The organism is Vibrio sp. 10N.261.54.A5 (assembly GCF_041471145.1).
Classification (GTDB): domain Bacteria; phylum Pseudomonadota; class Gammaproteobacteria; order Enterobacterales; family Vibrionaceae; genus Vibrio; species Vibrio crassostreae_C.
The window spans coordinates 24,747-50,924 of the sequence record NZ_JBFRNU010000075.1; the positions used below are offsets into that span (position 1 = coordinate 24,747).

A 26,178-nucleotide genomic window follows, 5' to 3' on the forward strand; every position below is an offset into this window, starting at 1 on the left:
TTAAACGTTATACCGAAACTTACCGTTTTGCTTCTGTTCACAGTTTTGCTTAGCCTCAATGGTTACTTAACGCTTTCTGTTCATCCTAAAAATGAGCAAGAATGGAGGGATAGTGAGCTTCGGTATAAATCATAATTTTATAAGAGGATTAAACATGCGCATCATTCTTCTAGGTGCTCCTGGCGCGGGTAAAGGTACTCAAGCTAACTTCATCATGAACAAATTTGGTATCCCTCAAATTTCAACTGGTGACATGCTACGTGCTGCTATCAAAGCGGGTACTGAGCTTGGTAAGCAAGCAAAATCAGTAATCGACGCTGGTCAGCTAGTTTCTGATGAAATTATCCTTGGTCTTATCAAAGAGCGTATCGCTCAAGATGACTGTGAGAAAGGTTTCCTACTAGACGGTTTCCCACGCACAATCCCACAAGCTGATGGCCTAAAAGAAATGGGCATCGCTGTTGATTACGTTGTTGAATTTGACGTAGCTGACGATGTGATTGTTGAGCGTATGGCTGGTCGTCGTGCTCACCTTCCTTCTGGTCGTACATACCACACTGTGTACAATCCGCCTAAAGAAGAAGGTAAAGATGACGTAACGGGTGAAGACCTAGTGGTACGTGATGACGACAAAGAAGAAACAGTTCGTGCACGTCTAGGTGTATACCACGATCAAACAGCTCCGCTAATCTCTTACTACGGTAAAGAAGCTGAAGCAGGTAACACTCAGTACCTTAAGTTTGACGGTACTAAGCAAGTTGCTGAAGTTAGTGCAGAACTTGAGAAAGCACTAGCATAATTGGCTAACAGCCAGTTTTAGAATTTGATATATTGGAAGCGACCTTAAGGGTCGCTTTTTTTGTTTCAATTTTTAGTACGATACCAATCTAGATAATTCGATTACACATCGTTCAAGACGAAACCGTTTTTGATGAAGGTGGCTCACAATCGAAAGTAGATGTTGTGATATCCCGTTTAAAGAATGATTATTCAGACATTTAGTGGGAAGCAATGATCTTAAACTTATGCAGATTAGTATATTACTTTCCAGAAAATCACATATTGGTCTCAGGTATCTATGGAAAATAATAAAAAGCAGGGCGTTTTACTGGTGAATTTAGGTACGCCAGATTCTGCGACCCCAGCTGGCGTTCGTCGATTTTTGAGTGAGTTCTTGCACGACAAGCGAGTAGTAAACCTAACTCGTTGGCTTTGGTGTCCTATTCTGCATGGGGTGATTCTTCCTATTCGTTCACCTAAGGTTGCGAAGCTATATCAGTCGGTTTGGATGGATGATGGATCACCTTTGCTCGTTTACTCGCAGAGACAAGCGGAAAAGCTAGAGAAAAAATTAGAGATGCCGGTTGCATTGGGAATGACCTATGGTAACCCAAGCCTTAAGACGGGTATCGAACAACTGATGGAGCAGGGCGTTGAAGACGTTATTGTATTGCCTTTGTACCCTCAGTACTCAGGTACAACGACAGCGGCTGTTTCTGATGGCTTAACCAAAGCTTTTAAGCAGATGCCTGTAATCCCAAGCTATCGCTTTATTCGCGATTACTATTCACACCCGAGCTATGCCAAAGCACTGGCTGAAAGCGTTCGCAGTCATTGGGATCAAAATGGCAGAGCTGATCACTTGGTTTGTTCGTTCCACGGCATTCCGAAGCGCTTAGCTGATGAAGGCGATATCTATCCACAGCACTGTGAAGCAACGACAAAACTGCTTGCAGCAGAGCTAGGTTTATCTGAAGAAGACATCACCATGACCTACCAATCTCGATTTGGTCGAGAGGAGTGGTTGAAGCCATACACTGATGAGACGCTTGAATCACTGCCAAACAAAGGCATCAAGAAGATCGATATCATGGCGCCTGCATTCTCGGTGGATTGCTTGGAAACATTGGAAGAGATTTCAGACCAGTGTAAAGAGACGTTCATCGAAGCTGGTGGCTCAGACTTTAGCTACATTATGTGTCTGAACGACAGAGACTCACACATCGACATGATGGCTGAACTAGTGGCGCTTCATCGCTAACTGATATGGCGATTGAATAGATAACAAAAGGGCTGCTCATTGAGCAGCCCTTTTTGATCTTGATGTTTCTTCTTGAAATCGATCTAGCTATTAAGCGACCGAAGTTTCTGCTTTTGGTTCTGCTTCAAGCGTCATGTTGGTTTCTACACCATGCATCCATGATACAAGCTTACCAGCACAAAGCAGCAGTAATATGGCACTCACCGTTGCTGTGATAGCAATACCACTGAAGATTGACATAGCACCAAGCTCACCAACGTGAGAACCGACCAGGCCTGCCACGTAGTTTGCCACCGCATTGAAGCCAAACCATGCACCCATCATCAATGATGCTAGGCGAAGCGGAGCTAACTTAGTGACCAACGACAGGCCAATAGGCGATAGACAAAGCTCACCAAGGGTATGGAAGAAGAAAGCACCGACTAGCCATAGCATTGATGTTTTCACGGTTAGGTCACCGCCTTGCTCCATTACCGCGCCCATCATGCACACAAAGCCCAGTGCTAAGAAGAACAATGCCATTGCAAACTTAACAGGAGAGTTGGGTTCACGCTTACCCAGTTTCACCCAGAACGCAGCAATGATTGGAGCAAGTGTAATGATGAAGAATGGGTTCAAAGATTGGAACCACGCAGCAGGAACTTCAAAGCCACCAATCATACGGTCAGTATATTGTTGAGTGTAGATGTTCATTAGGCCGCCAGCTTGTTCAAAGCCCGCCCAGAAAACAATCACGAACAGACCCATGATAAGAATCACTTTTAGTCTGTCGAACTCTTCTTTGGTCAGTGGCGCTTTTTCTTTAGATTTGTTTAGTGCTTTCGCTCTTGCAGCAGCAGGTACAGAACCGATGTTGCCCAACCAAGACTGAGCCATTGTCACTTGCATGATCAAGCTAATAACCATACCAATACCAGCGGCTAGGAAACCTGCTTTCCAACCGAATGAATCGACAGCAGCACCTGAAATTAAGCCACCAAGCAGCGCACCTAAGTTGATGCCCATGTAGAAAATGGTGAAAGCACCGTCACGGCGGTTATCGCCTTCTTGGTACAGATCGCCAACCATGGTTGAGATGTTCGGCTTAAACATACCGTTACCACTGATTAGCAGTGCTAAACCAAGGTACAGCGCGTTCACTTGGTCTAAACCGATGAAGCCGTTAGGTAGAGCCATTGTAAATTGGCCAAGTGCCATCAATACACCGCCAATCATAATTGATTTACGCTGACCTAGGTAGTTATCGGCAATCCAGCCACCAATTAATGGTGTGATGTAGACTAAGCCGGTGTAAATACCGTAGAGATCGAGTGCGTCTTTCGTTGACCAACCCAGTCCACCGTTGAGGGTAGTGTCAGTCAAAAATAAGACAAGGATGGCACGCATCGCATAGTAAGAGAAACGTTCCCATAGCTCTGTGCTAAAAAGTAGAAATAGGCCTCTAGGGTGGCCAAAGATGTTGTGGTTGCTTGGCATAAGTTTTACTAATTTTAGGTATTAAAAGATTTTATAGTCATTCATGTATACACAGTGGGATAAAAGTCTGCAATAGACTTATTTTATGGTCACGACAACTTGGTTTAACTAAGATGTTGATATTAAATATCTTTATTTTTAATGTTGCCCATTTTAGATGTGCTGCAAACTAATTTTCCAGATTTGAGTTGGTTGGTTAATAACCTTCATTAAAGTTGTGTTGAATTAAAATCTTTAGATATATTGCTCTGGTGTATCATTTTGAGTTTTAAGGGAGTGGCATGCGCATTAGGTGGGGCATACATATGCTTACAACAATGAGTCTTTTGATCTCTAAATGATCTCTGTACAATGCTTAACCACTCCGACACCTATAACTTTTTGTTGATAAATTGGTCTGCTACGCATTATTTTTCGTTAGCAACGATTCATTTTATTAATGGTGATTTAACCGTTTTAGGCATGTGGTAAAATATCTAAAAATATAAAATGGCTAGTCAAATGAAACGTTGGTATTTGCTTTACTGTAAGCGTGGTGATCAAAAACGCGCTCAGCAGCACTTAGAGAATCAGGGGGTAGAGTGCTTTTACCCTCAAATAGAAGTCGAAAAGGTGGTGAGAGGGAAAGAAAAGCAGGTCAAAGAACCGCTGTTTCCGTCTTACATCTTTGTTCGCTTCGACTATGAGCAAGGTCCTAGCTTCACGACCGTTCGTTCAACACGTGGCGTTGTGGACTTTATTAAGTTCGGTTCACTGCCGCACGAGGTCCAAGGAGACTTGGTGTTTGAACTTAAAGAGTTTGAGAAGTGCTGCAGTAACGAAGTGGAAGATTGTTGTGTTGAGTTTGAATCTGGACAGGTAGTTAAGATTCAGAGTGGCCAATTTGCTGGGGTTGAAGCTATTTTCGATCAGAAAGACGGTGAGGCTCGATCGATTATGCTGGTGAAAATGATCAGCCAAGTCGTTCCAATCAGTATTGAGAACGAAGCACTACAAGCTCGCGCATAACTGCAGTAATAAAAATAGGCTTAAAACAAAAGGCGCATAATGCGCCTTTTTTAGTCTTTAGGATTTGTTCAAAACGCTCTAAGCGTTGTAAGCATCGTTGTGAACGGCTTGTACTGCACGGCCTGATGGGTCGACACAGTTTTTGAATGACTCATCCCACTCAATCGCTTTCGCTGATGAACAAGCAACTGAAGGACCACCAGGTACACACTCTGCCGCAGATTCTAGAGGGAATAGCTCCTCAAAGATTTCACGGTAAGCATAACCTTCTTTGGTTGTTGGCGTGTTGTAAGGGAAACGGAACTTAGCAGCTTCCATTTGTTGATCCGTTACTTTTGCTTCAGCCGTTGCTTTCAATGTATCAATCCAATCGTAGCCAACACCATCAGAGAACTGCTCTTTTTGACGCCATGCGATTGAATCTGGTAGGTAGTCTTCAAAACACTCACGCAGGATGTGTTTCTCCATCTTACCGTTACCGCACATCTTATCTTCAGGGTTCAGACGCATTGCGACATCGATGAACTCTTTATCCAAGAATGGTACACGGCCTTCAACACCCCATGCCGCTAGCGATTTGTTTGCACGAGCACAGTCGAACATGCTTAGAGCAAGCAGTTTACGTACTGTCTCTTCGTGGAACTCTTTCGCGTTTGGCGCTTTATGGAAGTACAGGTAACCACCAAAGATTTCATCAGCACCTTCACCTGAAAGTACCATCTTGATGCCCATCGCTTTGATCTTACGAGCCAGCAAGTACATTGGCGTTGATGCACGAATCGTCGTTACATCGTAAGTTTCGATATGGTAGATAACGTCACGGATTGCGTCTAGGCCTTCCTGAATAGTGTAAGTCATCTCATGGTGCACAGTTCCGATCTTGTCCGCAACTTCACGAGCAGCGATAAGGTCTGGTGCGCCTTCAAGACCAACAGCGAACGAGTGCAGTTGTGGCCACCAAGCTTCAGATTGCTCATCATCTTCGATACGCATTGCCGCAAAGCGTTTTGCAACTGCTGAAGTAATTGATGAATCCAGGCCACCAGATAGAAGTACACCGTAAGGAACGTCAGTCATTAGTTGACGTTTAACGGCTGCTTCTAGCGCTTCAGTCAGTTCTTCTTTGCTTGTGCTGTTGCCTTGTACCGCAGCGTACTCGTTCCAATCGCGGATGTAGTAGCGTTGAGGTTCAGCATCTTTCGAAGAGTAGAAGCTACCTGGAGGGAATTCACTGATCGTCTTACATACTTCAACCAATGCTTTCATCTCTGAAGCCACGTAGTAGTTGCCGTGCTCATCGTAACCTTGGTAAAGCGGGATGATACCAATATGGTCGCGGCCCACTAGGTACTCGTCTTTCTCTTCGTCGTATAAAACGAATGCGAAAATACCGTTAAGCTCTTCTAGAAGGTCTGCACCCATCTCTTGGTATAGCGCTAGGATAACTTCACAGTCAGAATCAGTCTGGAACTGGTACTTATCTTCATAGCGTGCACGAAGTTCTTTGTGGTTATAAATTTCACCGTTTACTGCAAGAATGTGCTTTTTGTCTTGACTGTATAGTGGTTGAGCACCACTGTTCAAGCCAACAATAGCAAGACGTTCATGAGCAAGGATTGCTTTTTCACCAGCATAGATACCAGACCAGTCTGGACCACGGTGACGAAGCTTCTTAGACATTTCTAAAGCAATAGGGCGAAGTGCTGCGGCATCACTTTTAATGTCGAGAATGCCAAATACTGAACACATAGAACTTCCTTTTAAATAATTTCCAAATCAACTGCATTCAATTTGCCATTCTGGCTAAAAAAAGCAACCGGATGTGAGCAAAAAAATAATATAAAGGGTGTTCTGTTAGAAATTATCTAATTTTTATGTGCTTTTGGTGTGTGATGTTTAATTGCGGTTGGTTTTTTAAACAAAAACCTCTCAAAAGTGCGATAAATAGGCAGTTTTGAGAGGTTTAGTTGAACACTGTCTAATACTAGATTTTATTGATATTTGGATTTAACTGTTCGCAAACGTGGCGAGCAAAACCACTACCAGCCTCGCTGTAAATGTTAAATGCCGCATCAACGCCATTCTCTTTCAGTGTTTCGAGTTGATCGGGATATTCAGCAATAGCCGCAATTTGGCCTTTAAAGTTACGTGACTTTAATTGTTCTAAAGCGGTTTGATTACCTTGGTGGTGAGGCATTGCCAAAATCACCAGCTTTACGTTTGCTGTATCTAGAATTCGCTCCCAGAAATCTGGGTCAGTCGCGTCGCCAGAAATCACGTTTCTGCCTTGGCTTCTGTGGTTGTGCGCGGCTTCTTCACGCACTTCTACACCTAGGCTGACCTTGCCATAGCGAGTACGTAATTCGTCATAAGCACCGGTACCAATTCGGCCCATACCTAGAATAAGCACTTGGGCACGACCAGGGTCAATTCGCTTATCACGTCGGTGAAGCTTTTCTGACGCATGCTCTTTTAGCCATTTACCTGACTGCTGATAAAGCTTATGACCAGCTCGGTTTAAAGGAGCAGCGATTAGAAAAGACAGTGAAACTGCAATGGCAACGGCAACTAAGATATCACCCGACATCCAACCCATCTTGAAGGCGAGACCACCAACGATGAGGCCAAACTCGCTATAGTTAAACAGTGATAGCGAGGCAAGTAGAGACGTTCGAACACGGAACTTGAAGCGGTTGAGTACCAAGAAGTAGAGAACACCTTTCACAGGCAGCATCAGCAAGAACAAGATTGCGAGCATAAAGCCTTGAATGGTTGGTTGCTCTGACAGACCAATATTCAAGAAGAAACAGACAAGGAAAAGTTCTTTAAGGTTAAACAGCGACTTTGATAATTCTGAGGCTTTTGGGTGACCAGCAAGTAACATACCTAGAACAAGAGCCCCCAAATCTGGTTTCACACCAACCAAATGGAATAAACCAGCACCGACGACTAATGCGAAGAAGATGCCGGAAAGAACCAGCATCTCACCGTGACCAACCCAATCGAGCACTTTGTAGAACAGTGGGCGTAATAAGGGTAGGGCAAACAGAGCAATTGCATACCACTCAGGTATTTTGCCCGTAGAAGCCGTTAAGAATACTACGGCGAAGATATCCTGCATGACCAAGATACCAATCGCTAACGTTCCGTAGGTCGCATTCATTTCGCCTTTCTCTTGCAGAGTCTTAACCGCAAATACAGTACTAGAGAATGAAAGAGCAAAACCGAGCAGAACGATCTGTTCTACCGACATGGCAGCTAGCGATGAAATACCTAAGAACTTAAAGCCAAACAGGGCGACGGCGAAAAACAGAGTGGACAAAAGGTTGTGGATTGTCGCGCCAGCCCAGATCTCTTTAGAGAGTAGGGTTTTGATATCGAGCTTTAAGCCGATAGTAAATAGAAGCAGCGTGACACCAAGGTCAGCTAAAGTAATGATGGTGTCATTGGTTTCAAAGCCAAAGGCAAAAAGCCCAAAGCCTGCAACCAAAAAACCAACTAATGGGGGAAGGTGACACTTTAAAGCAATAAATCCTGCGATAAACGCAGTGGATATTAATATAAGTTCCATAACTTGTTGTTGTAGTTCCCTAGCTTAAAAAAACGGGCCGTGTTTATACAAACACGGCCCGCGGAAAATCAGAATTGTTTTCTCTAGTCTTCGAGAAGCTTCTGCAGTAACACGCCGTTAAGCATGGCGCGCTTAATCATAGCAAAAGCTCCCATCGTAGGATGTTTATCGATCTGTGATGCTACAATAGGCAGGCCGCTATGGAAAGTCGTTAACGACTGATTCTCTACATTGCGCTTAATTGCAGGAAAAACAATCTCTTGTGCCTTGGTAATATCACCAGCAATGATAACTTTTTGAGGGTTAAATAAGTTAATCGTCATCGCGATAGCCTTACCTAACTGGTTTCCTACTCGAACTAAGCTTTGCTTGGCTAGCTCATCACCATTAATCGCGTGGTCACAAACGTCTTGAATCGTAATATGCTCAAGCTCTGTTAAAGAAGACTCATAGCCTTGTTTAATCAGCTTCTGCACGCGTTCAACGATAGCTGGGTTTGCCGCTACTGTTTCAAGACAGCCGAAGTTACCACATTGGCATTGCTCGCCTAGCGGATCAATTTGGATATGACCAATTTCACCCACATTACGGTTATGACCTAGGAAAACCTGACCATTAACGATAATACCTGCACCTGTACCACGGTGAACACTGACCAAAATAGAATCTTGGCTATCTTTACTTGCACCGAAGTAGTGCTCAGCAAGCGCCATTCCACGAACATCGTTACCAACAAAACAAGCAACATGGAATGTATCGCGAATAATGTCGCTTAATGCGAGGTTATCGATGTCGGTATTCGGCATGTACTCAACAACACCGGTCGTTGGGTTAACCAAGCCTGGAAGCGTGACACCAATAGCAATCAGTTGATCGATCTTTGGTTGATGCTCAGCAATGAAAGCTTTGAGGTTATTGACCAAGCCTTGGGTAAGGTCTGATTGGTCTGAATAATTCAGGTCTTGCTGTTGGAAAGCCAATTCACGACCACCAAGGTCATGCAGGCTTATTTGAATGTAGTCTCGACCCAAACGCACAGCAACAGAATGAAAAGGCTCTACTTCTGTGGTTAGGGAGATAGCGCGTCTACCGCCAGTAGACGCTTGCTGCGCAACCTCTTTAATTAGGCCGCGCTCTAAAAGTTGGCGGGTAATTTTTGTAACACTTGCCGGTGCGAGTTGGCTTACATCAGCCACTTGTATACGACTGATAGGTCCCTGTTGGTCTATAAGTCGGTATACCGCCGCACTGTTTAGTTGTTTAACTAAGTCTACGTTACCTATTTGTCCGCCATTCATACTTAATTGTGCTCGTATTGTCCGTTAACAACAGTCGCTTTAACGTTAAAGTCTCGGTCAAATACAGCTAGGTTTGCAACCATGCCTTTTTTGATTCGACCTAGCTTGCTTTCTACACCGATAGCCGTAGCTGGGTATAGCGTAGCCATGCGAAGAGCTTCGTCTAAAGCGATACCAGCGTGCTCAACTGTATTCTGAACTGCTTCAATCATAGTCAGAGCTGAGCCGCCCAGTGTGCCGTTTTCATCAACACACTTACCATCACGGTAATATACTTTCTTACCGACAAAAATAAAGTATTCCATGTCAGCACCTGCAGGAGCTGTGGCATCCGTCACTAATACCAACTTTTCTCCCTTGATTTTATGCGCAATTCTGATGTTTGCGTAATCAACGTGGAAGCCGTCGGCAATAATGCCAGCGTAAACCTCAGGAGTATCGTAAATCGCGCCAACAACGCCAGGCTCACGACCAACCATCGGCGTCATTGCATTGAACAGGTGAGTGGCGAACGTGATACCAGATTCGAAACCTTGACGCGCTTCTGCGTAAGTTGCGTTGGTGTGGCCGATAGAAACGACAACGCCAGCTTTGTGCAGGCGTTCGATGTGTTCAGGGTCGTTAAGCTCTGGAGCCAATGTTACTTTTGCAACAAGGTCACGGTTCTCACAGATAAGCTCAATCATTTCGTTGTCAGATTTACGAATGTGATCGACGCTATGGATGCCTTTTTTCGCAACGTTTAGGTAAGGGCCTTCAAGGTGCAGACCTAAAGATTGGTTTTGGTACTGGTTATGGTATTCACGAGCTGCCGTAATAACCGCACGCATATCTTCGTCTGAAGAGGTGATAAGCGTTGGTAGGAAGCTAGTACAGCCAGATTTCAGGTTTGCTTTGTGCATGATCTGCATGGTTTCTGCAGTGATCTCATCGTTAAGCATTACACCGCCACAACCATTCAGTTGTAGGTCAATGAAACCTGGGCTTAGGTTTGCTCCGTCTAGGTCGCGAAGCTCGATTCCTTCTGGCAATTCAGAGATAGGACAGACTTTTTTGATCAGTTCGTTTTCGATTACAACAGCATGATCGGTTAGAACATCACTACCAGTGTAAATTTTACAGTTACTTAGCGCGTACATAGTCAGCTAATCCTTATTTCGTGAGATCTTTTAAATTCGTTCGTTACCTAAATGCGGACTTAGTTTGCGAGCATCATTTACGTAACGATTTATCTTTTATGGGCAAACGGCTTCAAAATGAGAAGCGATTTAAGTTGTTGAAAAACATATGAACAATTGATTTTTATTATACATTTAGGTCCATCAATAATGATTATTCACGGTGCTCTATAAGCCCGGAGTTACCATCTTTTTGCCTAATGATTAGATTTGGATTTTATCCATAAATGTTCATTTTTTTGAATGATAAAATAAGTTTTATGATCTCGCTAGCAAAAACCTCTGGATTTGGTAAAAACTGGTGATTAGGATCACAAATGGTAAGGTTTTAATTTGCGGAGCAAAATTAATTGAATACACTGAATAGGACTAAATTGAGCGACTAAAATAAGTTTCTCAAACGAATTCTAAAAAATCCTATAGGGGGAAACAACTGGTGAATATTCTAGGATATGCGCAGAAGCTTGGTAAGGCGTTAATGCTACCAATCGCAACGCTTCCGATTGCGGCATTGCTGCTACGTCTGGGTCAACCAGACTTACTCGATATCGCATTCATGGCATCTGCTGGTAACGCAATCTTCAGTCAACTACCATTATTGTTTGGTTTGGGTATAGCTATTGGTCTTTCTAAAGACGGTAACGGCGCAGCAGGTCTTGCTGGTGCAGTTGCTTACTTTGTTCTGACAGCAACCGCAACAAACATCGATGCTAGTGTAAATATGTCATTCTTCGGCGGTATCTTTGCAGGTATCATCGCAGGTCACTCTTACAATGCATTCCACGCGACTCGTCTTCCAGAGTGGCTAGCATTCTTCTCTGGCAAACGTCTAGTTCCTATTATGGCTGGTCTATTTGCTCTAGTTGCTGGCGCAATCTTTGGTGTTGTATGGCCTGCTGTTCAATCTGGTCTAGATGCACTTGCTCACGCAGTTTCAACGTCTGGCGCTATCGGTCAATTTGTTTACGGTACTCTTAACCGTGCACTTATCCCAGTAGGTCTACACCATGTACTGAACTCGTACTTCTGGTTCGGTATGGGCTCTTGTCAAGAGATCGTAGTTGCTGCAGAAGGCTTCTCTCAACTTTGTGTTGACCCTGCACTAGCTAAAACTTTAGTTGTTGGTCAAGAGTACACATTTGAATTTGCTAACTCAGTTAACCCAGAAATTGTTGCAACTGTTAAAGAAGTAACTGAAACAGTTAAATCTGGCGACCTACACCGTTTCTTCGGCGGCGATAAAGGCGCTGGCGTATTCATGAACGGTTTCTTCCCAGTAATGATGTTCGGTCTACCAGGTGCTGCACTTGCAATGTACCTAGCTGCTCCTGCTGAAAAACGTAGCCAAGTTGGTGGCGCACTATTCTCAGTTGCATTCTGTTCATTCCTAACAGGTATCACAGAGCCGCTAGAATTCATGTTCGTATTCCTAGCTCCTGCTCTATACGCAATGCACGCTGTATTTACAGGTTTGTCTCTAGTAGTTGCTAACATGTTTGGTACTCTGCACGGTTTCGGTTTCTCTGCTGGTCTTATCGACTTCGTATTGAACTGGGGTCTAGCAACTAAACCATTCGTACTACTACTAATCGGTCTTGGCTTCGGTGCTCTATACTTCTTCACTTTCTCTTTCGCAATCCGCGCTTTCAACTTGAAATCGCCAGGTCGTGAAGATGATGACGAAGCTGTTGCAGCTCCTGCTGGCGAAGCACCAAAGGGCGACCTTGCACGTCAATACCTGAAAGCTCTAGGTGGTCACGACAACCTAACTTCAATCGACGCTTGTATCACTCGTCTACGTCTAACTCTTAAAGACCGCTCTGTTGCAGATGAAGTTGTTCTTAAGAAACTTGGTGCTAAAGGTGTGGTTAAACTAGGTGAAAACAACCTACAGGTTATCCTAGGCCCACTAGCTGAAATCGTAGCTGGCGAAATGAAAGCTATTGGTGCAGGCGAAGACCTATCTGATGTAAAACTTCCACAGTAAGGGAAGTACTTAATTAAGACGTAAAGTTACTCTTAAGTAAGTGTCAAATTGAAAGCCTCCCACACGGGAGGCTTTTTTGTGCCTGCAGTTTAAGACCAGCGAACACGGTTCGTTCTATTCTTCATCGAATAGCAGAAATAATCGCAATTAACGGACGGTTCTTATTGTGCAAAGGCTAAGAATTGTGGATGATTAGCAACAATGATCTTTCTATCTTTGACTGGCGCTATAAGCGACCGTTTTCTTGGGGACGAAAGATAACTTTCTCTGACAATACTAAATACATAGAGGTGCTATAGATGAGTGAAGCTGAGGCTCGTCCATCGAATTTCATTCGCCAAATTATTGATAAAGATTTAGCGGATGGTACACACAGTAGCGTGCATACTCGTTTCCCGCCGGAGCCAAATGGCTACCTGCACATTGGTCACGCTAAATCTATTTGCTTGAACTTTGGTATTGCTCAGGACTACCAGGGACAATGTAATCTTCGTTTCGATGATACAAACCCTGAAAAAGAAGACGTTGAATACGTTGAGTCAATTAAGAATGATGTAAGCTGGTTAGGCTTCGAATGGTCTGGTGATATTTGTTACTCATCAAACTACTTCGATACGCTTTACGCTTATGCTGTGGAATTAATTAATAAAGGCTTAGCGTATGTTGACGAGCTAAGTCCTGATCAAATCCGTGAGTACCGTGGCACGCTAAAAGAGCCTGGTAAAGCGAGCCCATACCGTGACCGCAGCCCTGAAGAGAACCTAGCGTTGTTTGAAAAAATGCGTGACGGTGGCTTTGAAGAAGGTAAAGCGTGTCTACGTGCTAAGATCGACATGAGCTCTTCGTTCATGGTTATGCGCGATCCTGTTATCTACCGTGTTCGTTTTGCTCACCACCATCAAACGGCTGACAAGTGGTGCATTTACCCAATGTACGACTTTACTCACTGTATCTCTGATGCGCTGGAAGGTATTACGCACTCTATCTGTACGCTTGAATTCCAAGATAACCGTCGTTTGTACGATTGGGTTCTAGATAACATCACGATTGACTGCCAACCTCGTCAGTACGAGTTTAGCCGCCTGAATCTTGAATATACAGTGATGTCTAAGCGTAAGCTGAACCAACTTGTGGTTGAAAACCTAGTTCAAGGTTGGGATGACCCACGCATGCCTACTATTTCTGGCCTACGTCGTCGTGGTTTTACTTCAAGCTCGATTCGTGAATTCTGTAAGCGTATTGGTGTAACTAAGCAAGAGAACATGATTGAGTTCGGTTCACTTGAATCTTGCATCCGTGATGATCTGAACGAAAATGCACCTCGTGCAATGGCTGTTCTGGATCCAGTTAAGATAGTTATCGAAAACTACGAAGCAGATACAGTAGAAACGCTAACGGTTGCAAACCACCCGAACAAGCCAGAAATGGGTACTCGTGAAGTTCCATTTACACGCGAAGTTTGGATCGAACGTGACGACTTCCGTGAAGAAGCAAACAAAAAGTACAAGCGTTTGGTTCTAGGTAAAGAAGTTCGCCTGCGTGGTGCTTACGTGATCAAAGCTGAACGTATCGAAAAAGATGCAGAAGGCAACATTACGACTATCTTCTGTTCTTACGACAATGAAACATTGGGTAAGAACCCTGCAGATGGCCGCAAAGTGAAAGGCGTTATCCACTGGGTATCTGCTGATAAAGCACTGCCTGCTGAGATTCGTTTGTACGATCGTCTATTCACAGTGCCAAACCCAGCCGCTGCTGATGACTTCGCTGCAACGCTAAACCCTGAATCACTTGTTACGCTAAATGGTTTTGTTGAACCTAGCTTAGCAGAAGGTGTGGCAGAGCAAGCGTACCAGTTTGAACGTACAGGTTACTTCTGTGTGGATTCGAAAGACTCTAAAGCAGACGCACTAGTCTTCAACCGTACGGTTGGTCTACGTGACACTTGGGGTAAAACTGAAGCTTAATGCTTGAGTGCTTAGTTTGTTAAAAGCGACCCAATAAAAAACCGGCTTAGAGCCGGTTTTTTTGTGTCTGAATAATATGGGATAAGTATCGGAGATCGTACTTATGTAGGGCCATATAAAAAACGCCGGCCTAAGCCAGCGTTCTGTATTACTACTTCGCTTTATGCGCGTCTGGATTGCCTTTGCAATCTCCGTTAATGCTTTTGCCGTACAAGTACAAACTGTGGTTTGTTAGTTGCACGTTGTAACGCTGAGCAATCTCTTTCTGTCTTTCTTCGATGATGTCATCAGAGAATTCGATCACTTCGCCACAATCTAAACATACAAGGTGGTCGTGGTGGTGCTGTGTAGAAAGTTCAAATACAGACTTGCCGCCTTCGAAGTGGTGACGAGTTACAATGCCAGCGTCATCGAATTGGTTAAGTACTCGATAAACGGTTGCAAGACCGATTTCTTCACCTAGGTCGATCAGCTTCTTATATAAATCTTCAGCACTAATATGTTGGCAGTCTGGCTGTTGTAATACTTCTAAAATTTTGAGCCGTGGAAGGGTCACTTTAAGACCTGCATCTTTTAGCGCTTGATTATTGTCTGACATATACTTTCCTGTTGATGATCTGCAGCAATTAACAGAATTCAATATTAATACCATTATAGTTTAGTCAGGCATAACAATAAACCACGAACTTCAAAGGGTTACTTACTGACATCACAATCTGTTTTGTAAATTGGAAGTATCTCACTTATAGTGGAGGTACGACCAGTCAAGGTGACGGTGTTTCTGATATGAACATGGAATGTTGTTATGAATAAGCAACTCTCAAAAATATATAAACCCAACATTGTAAAATTTGCTCTTAATATTTGGCCTCCCTTTTGGGGAGCGGGTATTCGAATAGCCCACATTAGCACTGACTTTAGGGTTGTTAAGACAGTACTTAAGCTACGCTGGTGGAATAAGAACGCCAATCGTACTCAATATGGCGGCAGTATCTTTTCTCTTACCGATCCCGTTTACTCATTGATGTTAATGGGAATTTTAGGTGAACGATATTATGTTTGGGATAAAGAAGCGAGCATTAACTTCATCAAGCCGGGGCAATCGGACTTGTATGCAGATTTTGAGATAAGGCAAGGGCAGCTTGACGATATCTATCGTCAGACGCAACTCGGTGAAAAGTGCTTCCCCGAATTTATTATTCACGTGAAAGATAAGCAGGGTAATGTGGTTTCAGAAATTCAACGCACCCTCTATGTAAGAAAGAAGCCGCAATTTAGAGATGATGATGAAGCATTAGAGGCTGAGTGCTAATTAATAGATTTTAAATAGCAAAAAACCTCCTATAAGGAGGTTTTTTCATATCTACATAATGGTTATTAACTGTAACAATTAACAACCATCAGATAATTAGTCTTCTAGCTCTGCTAGGCACATCTCTTCGTGGATTTGTTTAACCCAGTTAGATACGCGCTCATCAGTTAGCTCAGGTTGACGGTCTTCATCGATACATAGACCAACGAATTGGCTGTCATCGCCTTCAACTAAACCTTTCGATGCTTCGAATTCGTAGCCTTCAGTTGATGTGTGACCTAGGATAGTACCGCCTTTCGCTTCAACGATGTCACGGATAGTACCCATAGCATCGCAGAAGTATTCTGCGTAATCTTCTTGGTCGCCACAACCAAAGATAGCAACAAGCTTAGTTGAGAAATCAATAGCTTCTAGCTCTGGGAAAAAGTCATCCCAATCACATTGTGCTTCGCCGTAGTACCACGTAGGGATACCAAGCAGCAGTAGATCGAAGTTATCGATATCTTCTTTGCTGCTTTTTGCAATGTCTTGAACGTGAACGAGCTGTTTGCTCAATTGCTTTTGAATCATCTTAGCAACAGCTTCAGTGTTACCTGTATCGCTACCAAAGAAGAGACCTACACTTGCCATAGAATCATTACCTTTCATTTTGTCTGTTGTCGGTGTAATAAAGTTCGGAAGAGAATCGTTAGATCCCAGTTCCTTCCCAGCTTAGTTGGATTATCCCTTTGGCGATAAAACCCGCACAGCCAAGGAAAAGTACTAACCATACGATGCGACGACCAAATGGAGGAACATTTCCCTGCTTGAGAACGTCCTTAATTGCCATACCGATTAAAAAGAAAATCGCGGCAAACAGGAGATCTAAACCAACAGATTCAATGATGTTCATGTAGTCGTAAAGCATGGGAACCTTATATACCAATTTTGCTTGGGCGCACTATATCACTGTTGCGAGATAAAGTTAATCTGCAGTGATTACTCAGCTCTCATTTATCTGCATGAAAAAGCGCGCTTAAGCGATGAATTTTCGTATTGCTCTGAGTACTTCAGCTGGCTTTTCTGCGTGTAGCCAATGACCCGTATTGGCAATGACGTGCGCCTTTGCGTTAGAAAATTGCTGCTGAACTGCAGTTTGGTGCTCAGCCGTGAGGTAGTCAGAATCCCCACCTTTTATTAGCAAGGTTTTGACCGAGGTTTTGTCGATCGGTTCCCAGCCAATGATGTGAGCGTAGTTTGCAAGTAGTGACGCGACGTTAAAGCGCCACTCCATAATGCCTTGTTCTGACTTGAATAGTGATTTCGTTAAGAACTGGCGAACCCCGTCGATTTCAATATGTTTTGCGAGTACTTTAAGTGCTTCAGAGCGAGATTCTGGTTTTTCTTCTATCACGGCTTGAAGGCCTGCGAATACGTTATCATGGCGACTTTGGGTGTAAGCGACCGGTGCCATGTCCAGTACGATCAGTTTACGTAGCTCTAGGTGTTGGGTGAGTGCCATGGCGACCTTGCCACCCATCGAGTGACCAATCACAGTGACGTCGTCTAACTCGAGATCTTTCAACAGTTGAGAGACATCTTGCGCCATCGCTTGGTAGTCATGAGTGTCACTATGGAAAGATTGGCCGTGGTTACGTAGATCGATACTAAGCACTTGATGATCGGCTTTTAGATCCCTAGCGAGCAAGCCAAGGTTGTCCAGATTACCGAATAATCCATGGATCAAAACAATGGTGTGACCCTCACCTTCAATTTTATAGTTGAGCTGTACTGACATTTTTATCTTATTCATGGTGGGTTTGACGTAGAGTATCCGCGCGGATCTCGCTATAATCCCCCAGAGTTTAAACATTGAGATTGTGAAAAGCGAATGAAAACAATTGAGGTTGATGAGGACCTATACCGTTTTATTGCGGGTCAGACAGAACGTATTGGCGAAAGCGCTTCAGATATTCTGCGCCGCTTGTTACAGGTTGATAGCCAAGGCATGGCTCCGATCGAAGAGATCGTTGAGCCAAAAGGTATCGTTGTTAGCAAAGAGGTAGGCTTTACTCCAGAGAAGTTCGATGGCGTTAAAGAAATGCGCTCACTACTAATATCAGATGAGTTTGCATCACTAAAGAAAGCCATTGATCGTTTCATGCTTGTGTTATCAACACTGCATAAAATCGACCCTTTAAGCTTTTCAGAAGCAACTCAAGTAAAAGGCCGTAAGCGCGTTTACTTTGCAGATAACGAAGCGACGTTGCTAGCAAACGGCAACACGACTAAGCCTAAAGCTATTCCACAAAGTCCTTTTTGGGTTATTACTAATAACAATACAAGCCGAAAAAGACAGATGGTTGAGCAGCTTATGAGCCGCATGAGTTTCCAAGCAGAATTGATAGAAAAAGTAACAGGTTCAATTTAACGAAATCTGATTTAAACCTCATAATATCCATGGATAAGAAGATATTATGAGGTTTTTTTGTTTTTAAATTTTATATATAAGGATGTCTAAAAATGGCTATGCACCCTCGTGCTGGGCAGAAAGCTCAGCAGGAAGATCTTCATAATATCCCGGCTTTAGTTGCTAACTATTTCTTACAGCAACCGGATGCTACGAACCCAGATCATAAAGTACTTTTCGGTACTTCAGGTCACCGCGGTACAGCAGACAAATCAACATTTAACGAAAATCACATTCTAGCAATTGCACAAGCGGTTGCTGAAGTTCGTGCCGAGCAAGGTACAACTGGCCCTCTTTTCTTAGGTAAAGATACTCACGCGCTATCTGAGCCTGCGTTCTCTACGGTTATCGAAGTGCTTGTAGCGAACGGTGTTGAAGTTATTATTCAAGAAAACAACGGCTTTACTCCAACACCGGGTATCTCGCACGCGATTCTTACGCATAACCTAGTGAATGACAAAAAAGCCGACGGCATTGTTATCACGCCTTCACATAACCCACCTCAAGACGGCGGTATTAAATACAACCCGACACACGGTGGCCCAGCTGAAGCTGAATTGACTCAAGCGATTGAAGACCGTGCGAACGTGATCATTGCTGAGCAAATGCAAGGTGTTAAGCGTACGCCTATCGCACAGGCTAAACAGTCTGAGCTAGTAAAAGAAGTTGACCTAGTCGCGCCATACGTCGCTGATTTGGTTAACGTCGTGGATATGGAAGCGATCCAGAAAGCAAACATCAAGATTGGTGTTGATCCACTGGGTGGCAGCGGTATTGATTACTGGCGTCAAATTGGTAAAGCGTACAATCTAGATCTTACTCTGGTAAGTGAAGCGGTTGACCCTTCATTCCAATTCATGTCTCTAGATAAAGATGGCGTAGTTCGTATGGACTGTTCTTCTCCATACGCAATGGCAGGCTTACTGGCGCTTAAAGACGAGTACGCTCTAGCATTTGGTAACGACCCAGATTACGATCGCCACGGTATCGTGACACCTAAAGGTTTGATGAATCCAAACCACTTCTTAGCGGTTTGTATTGATTACCTATACCGTAACCGTGAAGGTTGGGGTAAAGACGTTGCTGTTGGTAAGACACTAGTATCAAGTGCATTAATCGATCGCGTAGTTTCTGACTTAGGTCGCGAACTTTGTGAAGTGCCAGTTGGTTTCAAATGGTTCGTTGATGGCTTATACAACGGCCAGTTTGGTTTTGGTGGCGAAGAGAGCGCAGGTGCTTCTTTCCTACGTAAAGACGGTACGCCTTGGTCAACAGATAAAGACGGCCTGATTCTTTGCTTGCTTGCGGCTGAGATCACAGCAGTGACAGGTAAGAACCCACAAGAATACTACGAAGAACTTGCCGCTAAACACGGTGAATCTAAGTACAACCGTATTCAAGCGGTAGCAAATGGTGCACAGAAAGACGTGCTGAAGAAACTATCTCCAGAGATGGTTTCTGCTGAGACGTTGGCTGGTGATGCAATTACTGCACGCTTAACACACGCTCCAGGTAACGGTGCTGCGATTGGTGGCTTGAAAGTGACAACTGAGAACGGCTGGTTTGCTGCTCGTCCATCAGGCACTGAAGACATCTACAAGATCTACTGTGAAAGCTTTAAGGGTGAAGAGCACCTGAAAGCAATCGAAGCAGAAGCTCAAGAGATTGTGAACCAAGTATTTGCAGCGGCTGGCCTATAATCGAATCTCGATTACTAGAGTTGCTACGTAAATAGAAGAAGGGTTGATGTGAAAGCATCAGCCCTTTTTGTTTGTGTTAGTTACGTATAAGCGGGAAAAGGTAACTGAGTTAGCTCAGACGACTAACCGTGTGGCCAACTTTGTGGCATCACAAACCAGAATTGCCCCGACTTTGTTTGCCCATGGACGAAGCGATCACCGAACTCGGTGATAGGCTGACTGCTGAAATCATCCGTCCCTGCTGCCCATTGCTCTTTGGTGAGTGGATACAGTGGTTCACTGATTAAATGAGCCTGATCTTGATAGCACCAAAAGCCGTTTACTTGGCTTGGGTTAATGTCATAGCCCAAGCATTTTGTCGGTATGTTTTGCTCTAAGAAAGGGTTGGTATACAGACGACCTTGCATCAGTAAGTGTTTTGAGTCGACATCGATTTCTGGATATTGCTCAACAAAGGCGGCAGAAGAGGACATTTCGAGTTGGTGGCTGAGCATCCTGTCGAGTTTCTTATCCAATTGGTCGTGAGAGTTGGGTCCAAACCATGTTTGTTCGTGGAGCAGATAAAACTTAATCGCCACTTCCCAATGTTCCAGCTTTTGGCTGCTCTCTTCTTTAAGAATAAAGTCGATTGCACCGAGAGTTCTGCCTTCCACATTGATCTGAATCTCGTCGTGCTTTATCGAGTAATTCGGTGAGGCAGCGATCACTTGCTCGCATAGATATTGGTAGAGGAAACCTAATCTAGGATTACCCTCATAAGTATGTGATGAGTCGATGGCATGGTTGCTAGAGAATGCACTGAGATCCGAAACCGGTGGCTTGATTTCTAGTAATGGCGGTGAGTCGATGACCCATTGGTAAAAACGTTGCAGTGCTGTCATCTCTTCCTCATAAACTCATCGTGGGGCTTTCGACATTCTACCCGTAAATTGATATAACGACGTTATTATAAAGGTAAGCTGGAAAGAAAAATGATTAACTTACAATTAGAAAAGCTACTTAACGAAAAACTGCAGCCACAGCAGATTAAAGATTACTGTCCTAATGGTCTTCAAGTTGAAGGCGCGACAGAAGTGAAGCGAATCGTTACTGGTGTAACAGCTTCTCAAGCCTTGATTGATAAAGCGGTAGAACTGAACGCAGACGCTTTGTTAGTCCATCACGGCTTTTTCTGGAAAGGCGAGTCAGAAGCGATTCGTGGCATGAAGGGCAAGCGCATTCGTACCTTGATTAAAAATGACATCAATCTTTTAGGTTATCACTTGCCGCTTGATATCCACCCTGAGCTTGGTAATAACGCGAAACTGGCGGAGTTACTTGAGATAGAAGTCGAAGGCGGTTTGGAAGGGCACCCACAATCGGTTGCTATGTTTGGTAAATTAAAAACACCAATGACAGGTACTGAATTCGCAGCAAAAATCGATCAAGCTCTAAATCGTAAACCACTGCATATCGCTCCAGAAAACCAAGACAAAATGATAACGACCGTCGGTTGGTGTACTGGTGGTGGTCAAGACTACATTGAGCTAGCGGCTTCTCAAGGCATTGATGCTTTTATTTCTGGTGAAATTTCTGAGCGCACTACTTACTCAGCACGCGAGCAAGACATTCATTATTTTGCTGCTGGCCACCACGCGACTGAGCGATACGGTGTAAAAGCGTTAGGTGAATGGTTAGCGGAAGAACATGGCTTGGATGTTGAGTTTATTGATATCGATAACCCAGTTTAAGAGCAGATGCGAGATAAGGGGTACGAGTCGAGTGTATGCGTCGTTCTCTAGAATTGAGCAGGTAACCTGTATAGTTTATCTGCTCGCTTAAGGAGATCCCCAACTCATTCGTCCCTCGTTCTTGGGGATGACGATATTATTTTATTCGTTCACTTCGCATTCTTGAGGATGACGAAGTTGAGAGCGTACAAAAGAAAAGGGTTGATGTTCTCACATCAACCCCTTTTAACATTATGATTTATAGCAACTATTCACGTTCGTGAAGTGCTTTAAAGTCACGTTGTTCTTCACCAGTATATAGCTGACGAGGACGACCGATACGGTTCGTCGGATCGCTGTGCATTTCGTTCCAGTGAGCAATCCAACCGATGGTACGAGACATCGCGAAGATTACTGTAAACATAGATACTGGAATACCGATTGCTTTCAGAATGATACCTGAGTAGAAATCTACGTTCGGGTATAGCTTCTTAGAAACAAAGTACTCATCAGAAAGAGCGATACGCTCAAGTTCCATCGCCACGTCTAGTAGTGGATCTTGGATGTTTAGCTCTTTAAGCACTTCGTGACACGCTTCGCGCATTACTGTTGCACGTGGGTCGTAGTTCTTGTAAACACGGTGACCGAAGCCCATCAAACGGAATGGGTCATCTTTGTCTTTTGCTTTCGCAACGTATTCTTCAATGTTATCTACGCTACCGATCTCTTCAAGCATGCGCAGACAAGCTTCGTTTGCACCGCCGTGAGCTGGGCCCCAAAGTGATGCGATACCTGCTGCGATACACGCAAACGGGTTAGCACCAGATGAACCAGCAAGACGCACTGTAGACGTAGAAGCGTTCTGTTCGTGGTCAGCATGTAGAGTGAAAATCTTATCCATTGCACGAGCAACGATAGGGTTCACTTCATACTCTTCACATGGGTTTGCAAACATCATGTGTAAGAAGTTTTCTGCGTAGCCTAGGTCGTTACGTGGGTAGATAAACGGCTGACCGATTGAATATTTGTAACACATTGCAGCCAGTGTTGGCATTTTTGAAATCAGGCGGTATGCCGCAATTTCACGGTGTGTATCGTTGTTGACATCAAGTGAGTCGTGGTAGAACGCCGCTAGAGCGCCTACAACACCACACATTACAGCCATAGGGTGAGCGTCACGACGGAAGCCGTGGAAGAAACTAGCGATTTGCTCGTGCACCATAGTGTGACGTGTCACGGTAGTCTTGAACTTTTCGTACTCAGCTCTAGATGGGGCTTCACCGTAAAGAAGTATGTAACATACTTCTAAGTAATCAGCGTTATTGGCAAGTTGGTCGATTGGATAACCACGATGTAAAAGAATGCCTTTTCCACCGTCAATAAAAGTGATTTGAGACTCACAGGATGCAGTGGCAAGAAAACCAGGGTCAAAAGTGAAAAAACCATTAGAACCTAGTGTACGAACATCGATCACTGGAGTACCAAGTACACCTTCTGTAATCGGCAGCTCGATTGGCGCTTGACCTTCAATGTGAAGGGTAGCTTTCTTATCCGCCATAACAATCTCCTTTGTTTATTATTTAATCCGTCCAGGATGTTTATGTGCCATTTTTTTACTGGTCTTACGTGGGAAAGTCAATTTTTCTGAAGCTTTGTGTGCACTTGTTAGTGTTTTTTACATTAAATTCGTTAAAAATCTGGTCTGTGTAGCATTATTTGTTACATCAATTGTATTAGAATGTTGCCAGTCGTATAGTGACGCTGAAAAGTTTGGTTAAAACCTTATAAATGCAAGGCTAAGAAGAAATGTGAGGTGTCTTTCTTAATCGAGCAGTTAACAATTATTTTACAATTATCTAAGGCTCAACTTCGGTTATTTGTTAAGTTAATGTTAAATTTTGAAGGTTTACAATCAAATTTTGTCCATAACAATATCATAAGGTTATTTAATGACCATAATGCTCAATGGAGCTGAGTGAGCAAGCCCGTGAAAGAAAGAAAGACAAGACCTGTTAATTTAGATTTACAGACCATCCACTTTCCAATCACAGCAATAGCTTCCATCCTACACCGTGTGTCTGGGGTGATAACTTTTGTCGCGATTGGAATTTTGCTTTGGTTACTATCCATTTCCCTCTCATCCCCAGTAGGCTTTGCCGAAGCTAGCGACATTGTCGATGGTTTCTTCGTGAAGTTTATTCTGTGGGGCATTTTAACCGCTTTGGCTTACCACATTGCTGGTGGTATTCGTCACCTTCTTATGGACCTTGGTCACTTTGAAGAGCTGGAATCTGGCGCGAAGAGCGCTAAGGTTGCATTCGCAGCAACAGCGGTATTGTCTCTACTAGCGGGGATCTTAGTATGGTAAACAACGTTTCTACTTTTGGTCGTAATGGTGTCCACGATTATCTATTGATTCGTGCTACTGCCATCATTATGACGCTTTACACTATCTACCTAGTTAGCTTTTGTGCTTTCTCTGGTGATATCTCTTACGCATCTTGGACGCAATTCTTTGGTGGAACCTTCACTAAAGTCTTCACCATGTTAGCGCTTACTTCTGTTTTGGTTCACGCGTGGATCGGCCTATGGCAAGTACTAACTGACTACATCAAGTGCGCAAAACTGCGTGTTGGTCTTCAAGTCGGTGTTGTTGCAGTTCTTCTTGGATATTTCTTCTCTGGTCTGTTTATTTTGTGGGGTGCGTAAGTGACTATTCCTGTTCGTGAGTTTGATGCCGTAGTGATCGGCGCTGGTGGTGCAGGTATGCGTGCCGCACTGCAAATTTCTGAGCAAGGCCTTTCTTGTGCATTGCTTTCTAAAGTTTTCCCTACTCGTTCTCATACGGTTTCAGCGCAAGGCGGCATCACTGTTGCTCTTGGTAACGCGCATGAAGACCATTGGGAACAACATATGTATGACACAGTAAAAGGTTCTGATTACATCGGTGACCAAGACGCTATCGAATACATGTGTAAAAACGGTCCTGAGTCGGTAATCGAACTCGAAAAAATGGGCCTGCCTTTCTCTCGTTTTGAGAACGGTACTATTTACCAGCGTCCTTTCGGTGGTCAATCTAAAAACTTTGGTGGTGAGCAAGCGGCTCGTACCGCAGCTGCAGCCGACCGTACTGGTCACGCACTGCTTCATACGCTTTACCAACAAAACATTAAACACAAAACGACGGTTTTCTCTGAGTGGTATGCACTGGATCTTGTTAAAAACGAAGATGGTGCAATTTTAGGTACTACCGCGCTTTGTATGGAAACGGGCGAGGTTTGCTACTTCAAAGCGAAGGCAACAATCCTTGCGACTGGTGGTGCTGGTCGTATCTACGCATCAACAACCAATGCACACATTAACACTGGTGACGGTGTTGGTATGGCGATTCGTGCTGGCGTTCCTATGCAAGACATCGAAATGTGGCAGTTCCACCCGACGGGTATCGCTGGTGCAGGTGTATTGGTAACGGAAGGTTGTCGTGGTGAAGGTGGTTACCTTCTCAATAAAGACGGCGAACGCTTCATGGAACGTTACGCACCAAACGCTAAAGACTTAGCGGGTCGTGATGTTGTTGCTCGTTCAATGATGGTTGAAATTCGTGAAGGTCGCGGTTGCGATGGCCCTTGGGGTCCACACATCAAGCTTAAGCTTGATCATCTAGGTAAAGAGACACTTGAATCTCGTCTTCCTGGTGTATGTGAACTTTCTCGTACCTTTGCTCACGTTGATCCAGTGAAAGAGCCAATCCCAGTAATCCCTACATGTCACTACATGATGGGTGGTGTTCCAACACAAGTTTCTGGTCAAGCTATTAAGCAAACCGAAGACGGCAACGATGTTGAAATCCAAGGTCTCTTTGCTTGTGGTGAAATCGCATCAGTATCAGTACATGGTGCCAACCGTCTAGGTGGTAACTCACTGCTTGATTTAGTGGTATTTGGTCGTGCGACAGGTCTACACCTAGGTGAGACACTGAAGAAGCAAGACGAAGCGAAACCAGCAACTGAAGCAGACATTGAGCGTTCTCTAGAACGTTACAACCGTTGGGAAAACAGTACTGACGGCGAAGACCCAGCGCAAATCCGTAAAGATCTTCAACAGTGTATGCAGAATAACTTCTCAGTATTTCGTGAAGGTAAAGCAATGGCTGAAGGCCTAGAAGAGCTTAAAGCGATTCGCGAGCGTCTGAAGAATGCACACCTATCTGACAAGTCGACAGAGTTCAACACTCAACGTATCGAGTGTCTGGAGCTTGAAAACCTGATGGAAACTGCATTCGCAACAGCGGTTGCTGCAAACTTCCGTACAGAGAGCCGTGGTGCACACGCTCGATTCGATTTCCCTGACCGTGATGATGAGCAATGGCTATGCCACTCTCTTTACAACCCAGAGTCAGAGAGCATGACTAAGCGTGGTGTAAATATGGAACCGATCCATCGTGAAGCGTTCCCACCAAAAGCACGCACGTACTAAGGAGAT

The 26,178-nt window shown here is 44.1% G+C and carries 23 protein-coding genes; 12 read left to right on the forward strand and 11 right to left on the reverse strand.

What is annotated here, in order from left to right; translation table 11 throughout:
• Positions 1-154 precede the first annotated feature (154 nt).
• Together adk and hemH are read left to right on the forward strand one after the other, a co-directional pair.
• Entirely contained in the window at positions 155-799 is a 645-nt protein-coding gene (gene adk / locus AB4329_RS20665) for an adenylate kinase (RefSeq protein WP_017062200.1), read from the forward strand.
• Between the two features lie 279 nt (positions 800-1,078).
• Positions 1,079-2,041 carry a ferrochelatase gene (gene hemH, locus AB4329_RS20670; RefSeq protein ID WP_137001204.1) on the forward strand — a complete coding sequence of 321 codons (963 nt, stop codon included), beginning with the start codon at positions 1,079-1,081 and terminating at the stop codon, positions 2,039-2,041.
• Between the two features lie 90 nt (positions 2,042-2,131).
• Here the strand turns inward: hemH and AB4329_RS20675 are convergent, their stop codons facing one another.
• Positions 2,132-3,517, reverse strand: coding sequence for a peptide MFS transporter (locus tag AB4329_RS20675; protein WP_102393253.1), 1,386 nt, complete (start codon positions 3,515-3,517; stop codon positions 2,132-2,134).
• Positions 3,518-4,018: 501 nt separating this feature from the next.
• On the opposite strand from AB4329_RS20675, the gene rfaH reads away from it, so the two are divergent.
• A complete protein-coding gene (rfaH, locus tag AB4329_RS20680) occupies positions 4,019-4,525 on the forward strand; it encodes a transcription/translation regulatory transformer protein RfaH (protein ID WP_017068990.1) in 507 nt (168 codons plus the stop codon).
• A 78-nt stretch (positions 4,526-4,603) separates the two neighbouring features.
• On the opposite strand, the gene asnB is transcribed toward rfaH, so the two are convergent.
• The 4 genes from asnB to nagA all read right to left on the reverse strand — a co-directional run bounded on the left by asnB (position 4,604) and on the right by nagA (position 10,533).
• On the reverse strand, positions 4,604-6,274 hold the full coding sequence (gene asnB, locus AB4329_RS20685; protein WP_017062196.1) for an asparagine synthase B: 1,671 nt from the start codon (positions 6,272-6,274) through the stop codon (positions 4,604-4,606).
• Positions 6,275-6,509: 235 nt separating this feature from the next.
• Positions 6,510-8,096, reverse strand: a complete 1,587-nt coding sequence (locus AB4329_RS20690) for a cation:proton antiporter family protein (RefSeq protein ID WP_017062195.1) — start codon at positions 8,094-8,096, stop codon at positions 6,510-6,512.
• Positions 8,097-8,179: 83 nt separating this feature from the next.
• The gene (locus tag AB4329_RS20695; protein WP_017062194.1) at positions 8,180-9,394 is read right to left on the reverse strand and encodes an ROK family protein; all 1,215 of its coding nucleotides are present in this window, start codon (positions 9,392-9,394) and stop codon (positions 8,180-8,182) included.
• Positions 9,395-9,396: 2 nt separating this feature from the next.
• Positions 9,397-10,533 (reverse strand): N-acetylglucosamine-6-phosphate deacetylase, encoded by a 1,137-nt coding sequence (nagA, locus tag AB4329_RS20700; RefSeq protein ID WP_017062193.1) that lies wholly within the window; start codon positions 10,531-10,533, stop codon positions 9,397-9,399.
• A gap of 475 nt (positions 10,534-11,008) precedes the next feature.
• Here nagA and nagE point away from each other — a divergent pair, with 475 nt between their 5' ends.
• Together nagE and glnS are read left to right on the forward strand one after the other, a co-directional pair.
• Positions 11,009-12,559 carry an N-acetylglucosamine-specific PTS transporter subunit IIBC gene (nagE, locus tag AB4329_RS20705; protein WP_032545860.1) on the forward strand — a complete coding sequence of 517 codons (1,551 nt, stop codon included), beginning with the start codon at positions 11,009-11,011 and terminating at the stop codon, positions 12,557-12,559.
• A 299-nt stretch (positions 12,560-12,858) separates the two neighbouring features.
• Positions 12,859-14,526: a glutamine--tRNA ligase gene (gene glnS / locus AB4329_RS20710; protein WP_017063407.1), complete on the forward strand. Its 1,668-nt coding sequence runs from the start codon at positions 12,859-12,861 to the stop codon at positions 14,524-14,526.
• A 151-nt stretch (positions 14,527-14,677) separates the two neighbouring features.
• Here glnS and fcrX read toward each other — a convergent pair whose 3' ends face one another.
• Complete coding sequence (gene fcrX / locus AB4329_RS20715; protein ID WP_017061956.1) at positions 14,678-15,124, reverse strand: ferric iron uptake transcriptional regulator FcrX; 447 nt, start codon at positions 15,122-15,124, stop codon at positions 14,678-14,680.
• 207 nt (positions 15,125-15,331) lie between these two features.
• Here fcrX and AB4329_RS20720 point away from each other — a divergent pair, with 207 nt between their 5' ends.
• Positions 15,332-15,838, forward strand: coding sequence for a DUF4442 domain-containing protein (locus AB4329_RS20720; RefSeq protein WP_372139198.1), 507 nt, complete (start codon positions 15,332-15,334; stop codon positions 15,836-15,838).
• A 96-nt stretch (positions 15,839-15,934) separates the two neighbouring features.
• On the opposite strand, the gene fldA is transcribed toward AB4329_RS20720, so the two are convergent.
• The 3 genes from fldA to AB4329_RS20735 all read right to left on the reverse strand — a co-directional run bounded on the left by fldA (position 15,935) and on the right by AB4329_RS20735 (position 17,615).
• Entirely contained in the window at positions 15,935-16,468 is a 534-nt protein-coding gene (fldA, locus tag AB4329_RS20725) for a flavodoxin FldA (protein WP_010436745.1), read from the reverse strand.
• A gap of 58 nt (positions 16,469-16,526) precedes the next feature.
• Entirely contained in the window at positions 16,527-16,745 is a 219-nt protein-coding gene (locus tag AB4329_RS20730) for a DUF2788 domain-containing protein (protein ID WP_004737900.1), read from the reverse strand.
• 108 nt (positions 16,746-16,853) lie between these two features.
• Positions 16,854-17,615: an alpha/beta fold hydrolase gene (locus tag AB4329_RS20735; RefSeq protein WP_048660854.1), complete on the reverse strand. Its 762-nt coding sequence runs from the start codon at positions 17,613-17,615 to the stop codon at positions 16,854-16,856.
• A 93-nt stretch (positions 17,616-17,708) separates the two neighbouring features.
• On the opposite strand from AB4329_RS20735, the gene seqA reads away from it, so the two are divergent.
• Both seqA and pgm read left to right on the forward strand, forming a co-directional pair.
• Entirely contained in the window at positions 17,709-18,248 is a 540-nt protein-coding gene (gene seqA, locus AB4329_RS20740; RefSeq protein WP_019820493.1) for a replication initiation negative regulator SeqA, read from the forward strand.
• Between the two features lie 92 nt (positions 18,249-18,340).
• On the forward strand, positions 18,341-19,987 hold the full coding sequence (pgm, locus tag AB4329_RS20745) for a phosphoglucomutase (alpha-D-glucose-1,6-bisphosphate-dependent) (protein WP_017061952.1): 1,647 nt from the start codon (positions 18,341-18,343) through the stop codon (positions 19,985-19,987).
• Between the two features lie 122 nt (positions 19,988-20,109).
• On the opposite strand, the gene AB4329_RS20750 is transcribed toward pgm, so the two are convergent.
• A complete protein-coding gene (locus AB4329_RS20750; protein WP_017061951.1) occupies positions 20,110-20,868 on the reverse strand; it encodes a DUF1853 family protein in 759 nt (252 codons plus the stop codon).
• A 90-nt stretch (positions 20,869-20,958) separates the two neighbouring features.
• On the opposite strand from AB4329_RS20750, the gene AB4329_RS20755 reads away from it, so the two are divergent.
• Positions 20,959-21,717 carry a Nif3-like dinuclear metal center hexameric protein gene (locus tag AB4329_RS20755; protein WP_017067382.1) on the forward strand — a complete coding sequence of 253 codons (759 nt, stop codon included), beginning with the start codon at positions 20,959-20,961 and terminating at the stop codon, positions 21,715-21,717.
• 247 nt (positions 21,718-21,964) lie between these two features.
• Here the strand turns inward: AB4329_RS20755 and AB4329_RS20760 are convergent, their stop codons facing one another.
• Entirely contained in the window at positions 21,965-23,254 is a 1,290-nt protein-coding gene (locus AB4329_RS20760) for a citrate synthase (protein WP_017061949.1), read from the reverse strand.
• Between the two features lie 417 nt (positions 23,255-23,671).
• On the opposite strand from AB4329_RS20760, the gene sdhC reads away from it, so the two are divergent.
• From sdhC to sdhA, 3 genes are read left to right on the forward strand one after another with little or no spacing between them, the layout of a single operon-like run.
• A complete protein-coding gene (gene sdhC, locus AB4329_RS20765; protein WP_017061948.1) occupies positions 23,672-24,064 on the forward strand; it encodes a succinate dehydrogenase cytochrome b556 subunit in 393 nt (130 codons plus the stop codon).
• Positions 24,058-24,405 carry a succinate dehydrogenase, hydrophobic membrane anchor protein gene (gene sdhD / locus AB4329_RS20770; RefSeq protein ID WP_010436768.1) on the forward strand — a complete coding sequence of 116 codons (348 nt, stop codon included), beginning with the start codon at positions 24,058-24,060 and terminating at the stop codon, positions 24,403-24,405. Before sdhC ends, sdhD begins: the two co-directional genes overlap by 7 nt.
• Positions 24,406-26,172 (forward strand): succinate dehydrogenase flavoprotein subunit, encoded by a 1,767-nt coding sequence (gene sdhA, locus AB4329_RS20775; protein WP_017061947.1) that lies wholly within the window; start codon positions 24,406-24,408, stop codon positions 26,170-26,172.
• Positions 26,173-26,178 lie beyond the last annotated feature (6 nt).

Bases quoted from the DNA above. Each gene is read 5' to 3' on its own strand.
- adk (WP_017062200.1), top strand. From the start codon at position 155: ATGCGCATCATTCTTCTAGGTGCTCCTGGCGCGGGTAAAGGTACTCAA.
- hemH (WP_137001204.1), top strand. From the start codon at position 1,079: ATGGAAAATAATAAAAAGCAGGGCGTTTTACTGGTGAATTTAGGTACG.
- AB4329_RS20675 (WP_102393253.1), bottom strand. From the start codon at position 3,517: ATGCCAAGCAACCACAACATCTTTGGCCACCCTAGAGGCCTATTTCTA.
- rfaH (WP_017068990.1), top strand. From the start codon at position 4,019: ATGAAACGTTGGTATTTGCTTTACTGTAAGCGTGGTGATCAAAAACGC.
- asnB (WP_017062196.1), bottom strand. From the start codon at position 6,274: ATGTGTTCAGTATTTGGCATTCTCGACATTAAAAGTGATGCCGCAGCA.
- AB4329_RS20690 (WP_017062195.1), bottom strand. From the start codon at position 8,096: ATGGAACTTATATTAATATCCACTGCGTTTATCGCAGGATTTATTGCT.
- AB4329_RS20695 (WP_017062194.1), bottom strand. From the start codon at position 9,394: ATGAATGGCGGACAAATAGGTAACGTAGACTTAGTTAAACAACTAAAC.
- nagA (WP_017062193.1), bottom strand. From the start codon at position 10,533: ATGTACGCGCTAAGTAACTGTAAAATTTACACTGGTAGTGATGTTCTA.
- glnS (WP_017063407.1), top strand. From the start codon at position 12,859: ATGAGTGAAGCTGAGGCTCGTCCATCGAATTTCATTCGCCAAATTATT.
- fcrX (WP_017061956.1), bottom strand. From the start codon at position 15,124: ATGTCAGACAATAATCAAGCGCTAAAAGATGCAGGTCTTAAAGTGACC.
- AB4329_RS20720 (WP_372139198.1), top strand. From the start codon at position 15,332: ATGAATAAGCAACTCTCAAAAATATATAAACCCAACATTGTAAAATTT.
- fldA (WP_010436745.1), bottom strand. From the start codon at position 16,468: ATGGCAAGTGTAGGTCTCTTCTTTGGTAGCGATACAGGTAACACTGAA.
- AB4329_RS20730 (WP_004737900.1), bottom strand. From the start codon at position 16,745: ATGCTTTACGACTACATGAACATCATTGAATCTGTTGGTTTAGATCTC.
- AB4329_RS20735 (WP_048660854.1), bottom strand. From the start codon at position 17,615: ATGTCAGTACAGCTCAACTATAAAATTGAAGGTGAGGGTCACACCATT.
- seqA (WP_019820493.1), top strand. From the start codon at position 17,709: ATGAAAACAATTGAGGTTGATGAGGACCTATACCGTTTTATTGCGGGT.
- pgm (WP_017061952.1), top strand. From the start codon at position 18,341: ATGGCTATGCACCCTCGTGCTGGGCAGAAAGCTCAGCAGGAAGATCTT.
- AB4329_RS20750 (WP_017061951.1), bottom strand. From the start codon at position 20,868: ATGACAGCACTGCAACGTTTTTACCAATGGGTCATCGACTCACCGCCA.
- AB4329_RS20755 (WP_017067382.1), top strand. From the start codon at position 20,959: ATGATTAACTTACAATTAGAAAAGCTACTTAACGAAAAACTGCAGCCA.
- AB4329_RS20760 (WP_017061949.1), bottom strand. From the start codon at position 23,254: ATGGCGGATAAGAAAGCTACCCTTCACATTGAAGGTCAAGCGCCAATC.
- sdhD (WP_010436768.1), top strand. From the start codon at position 24,058: ATGGTAAACAACGTTTCTACTTTTGGTCGTAATGGTGTCCACGATTAT.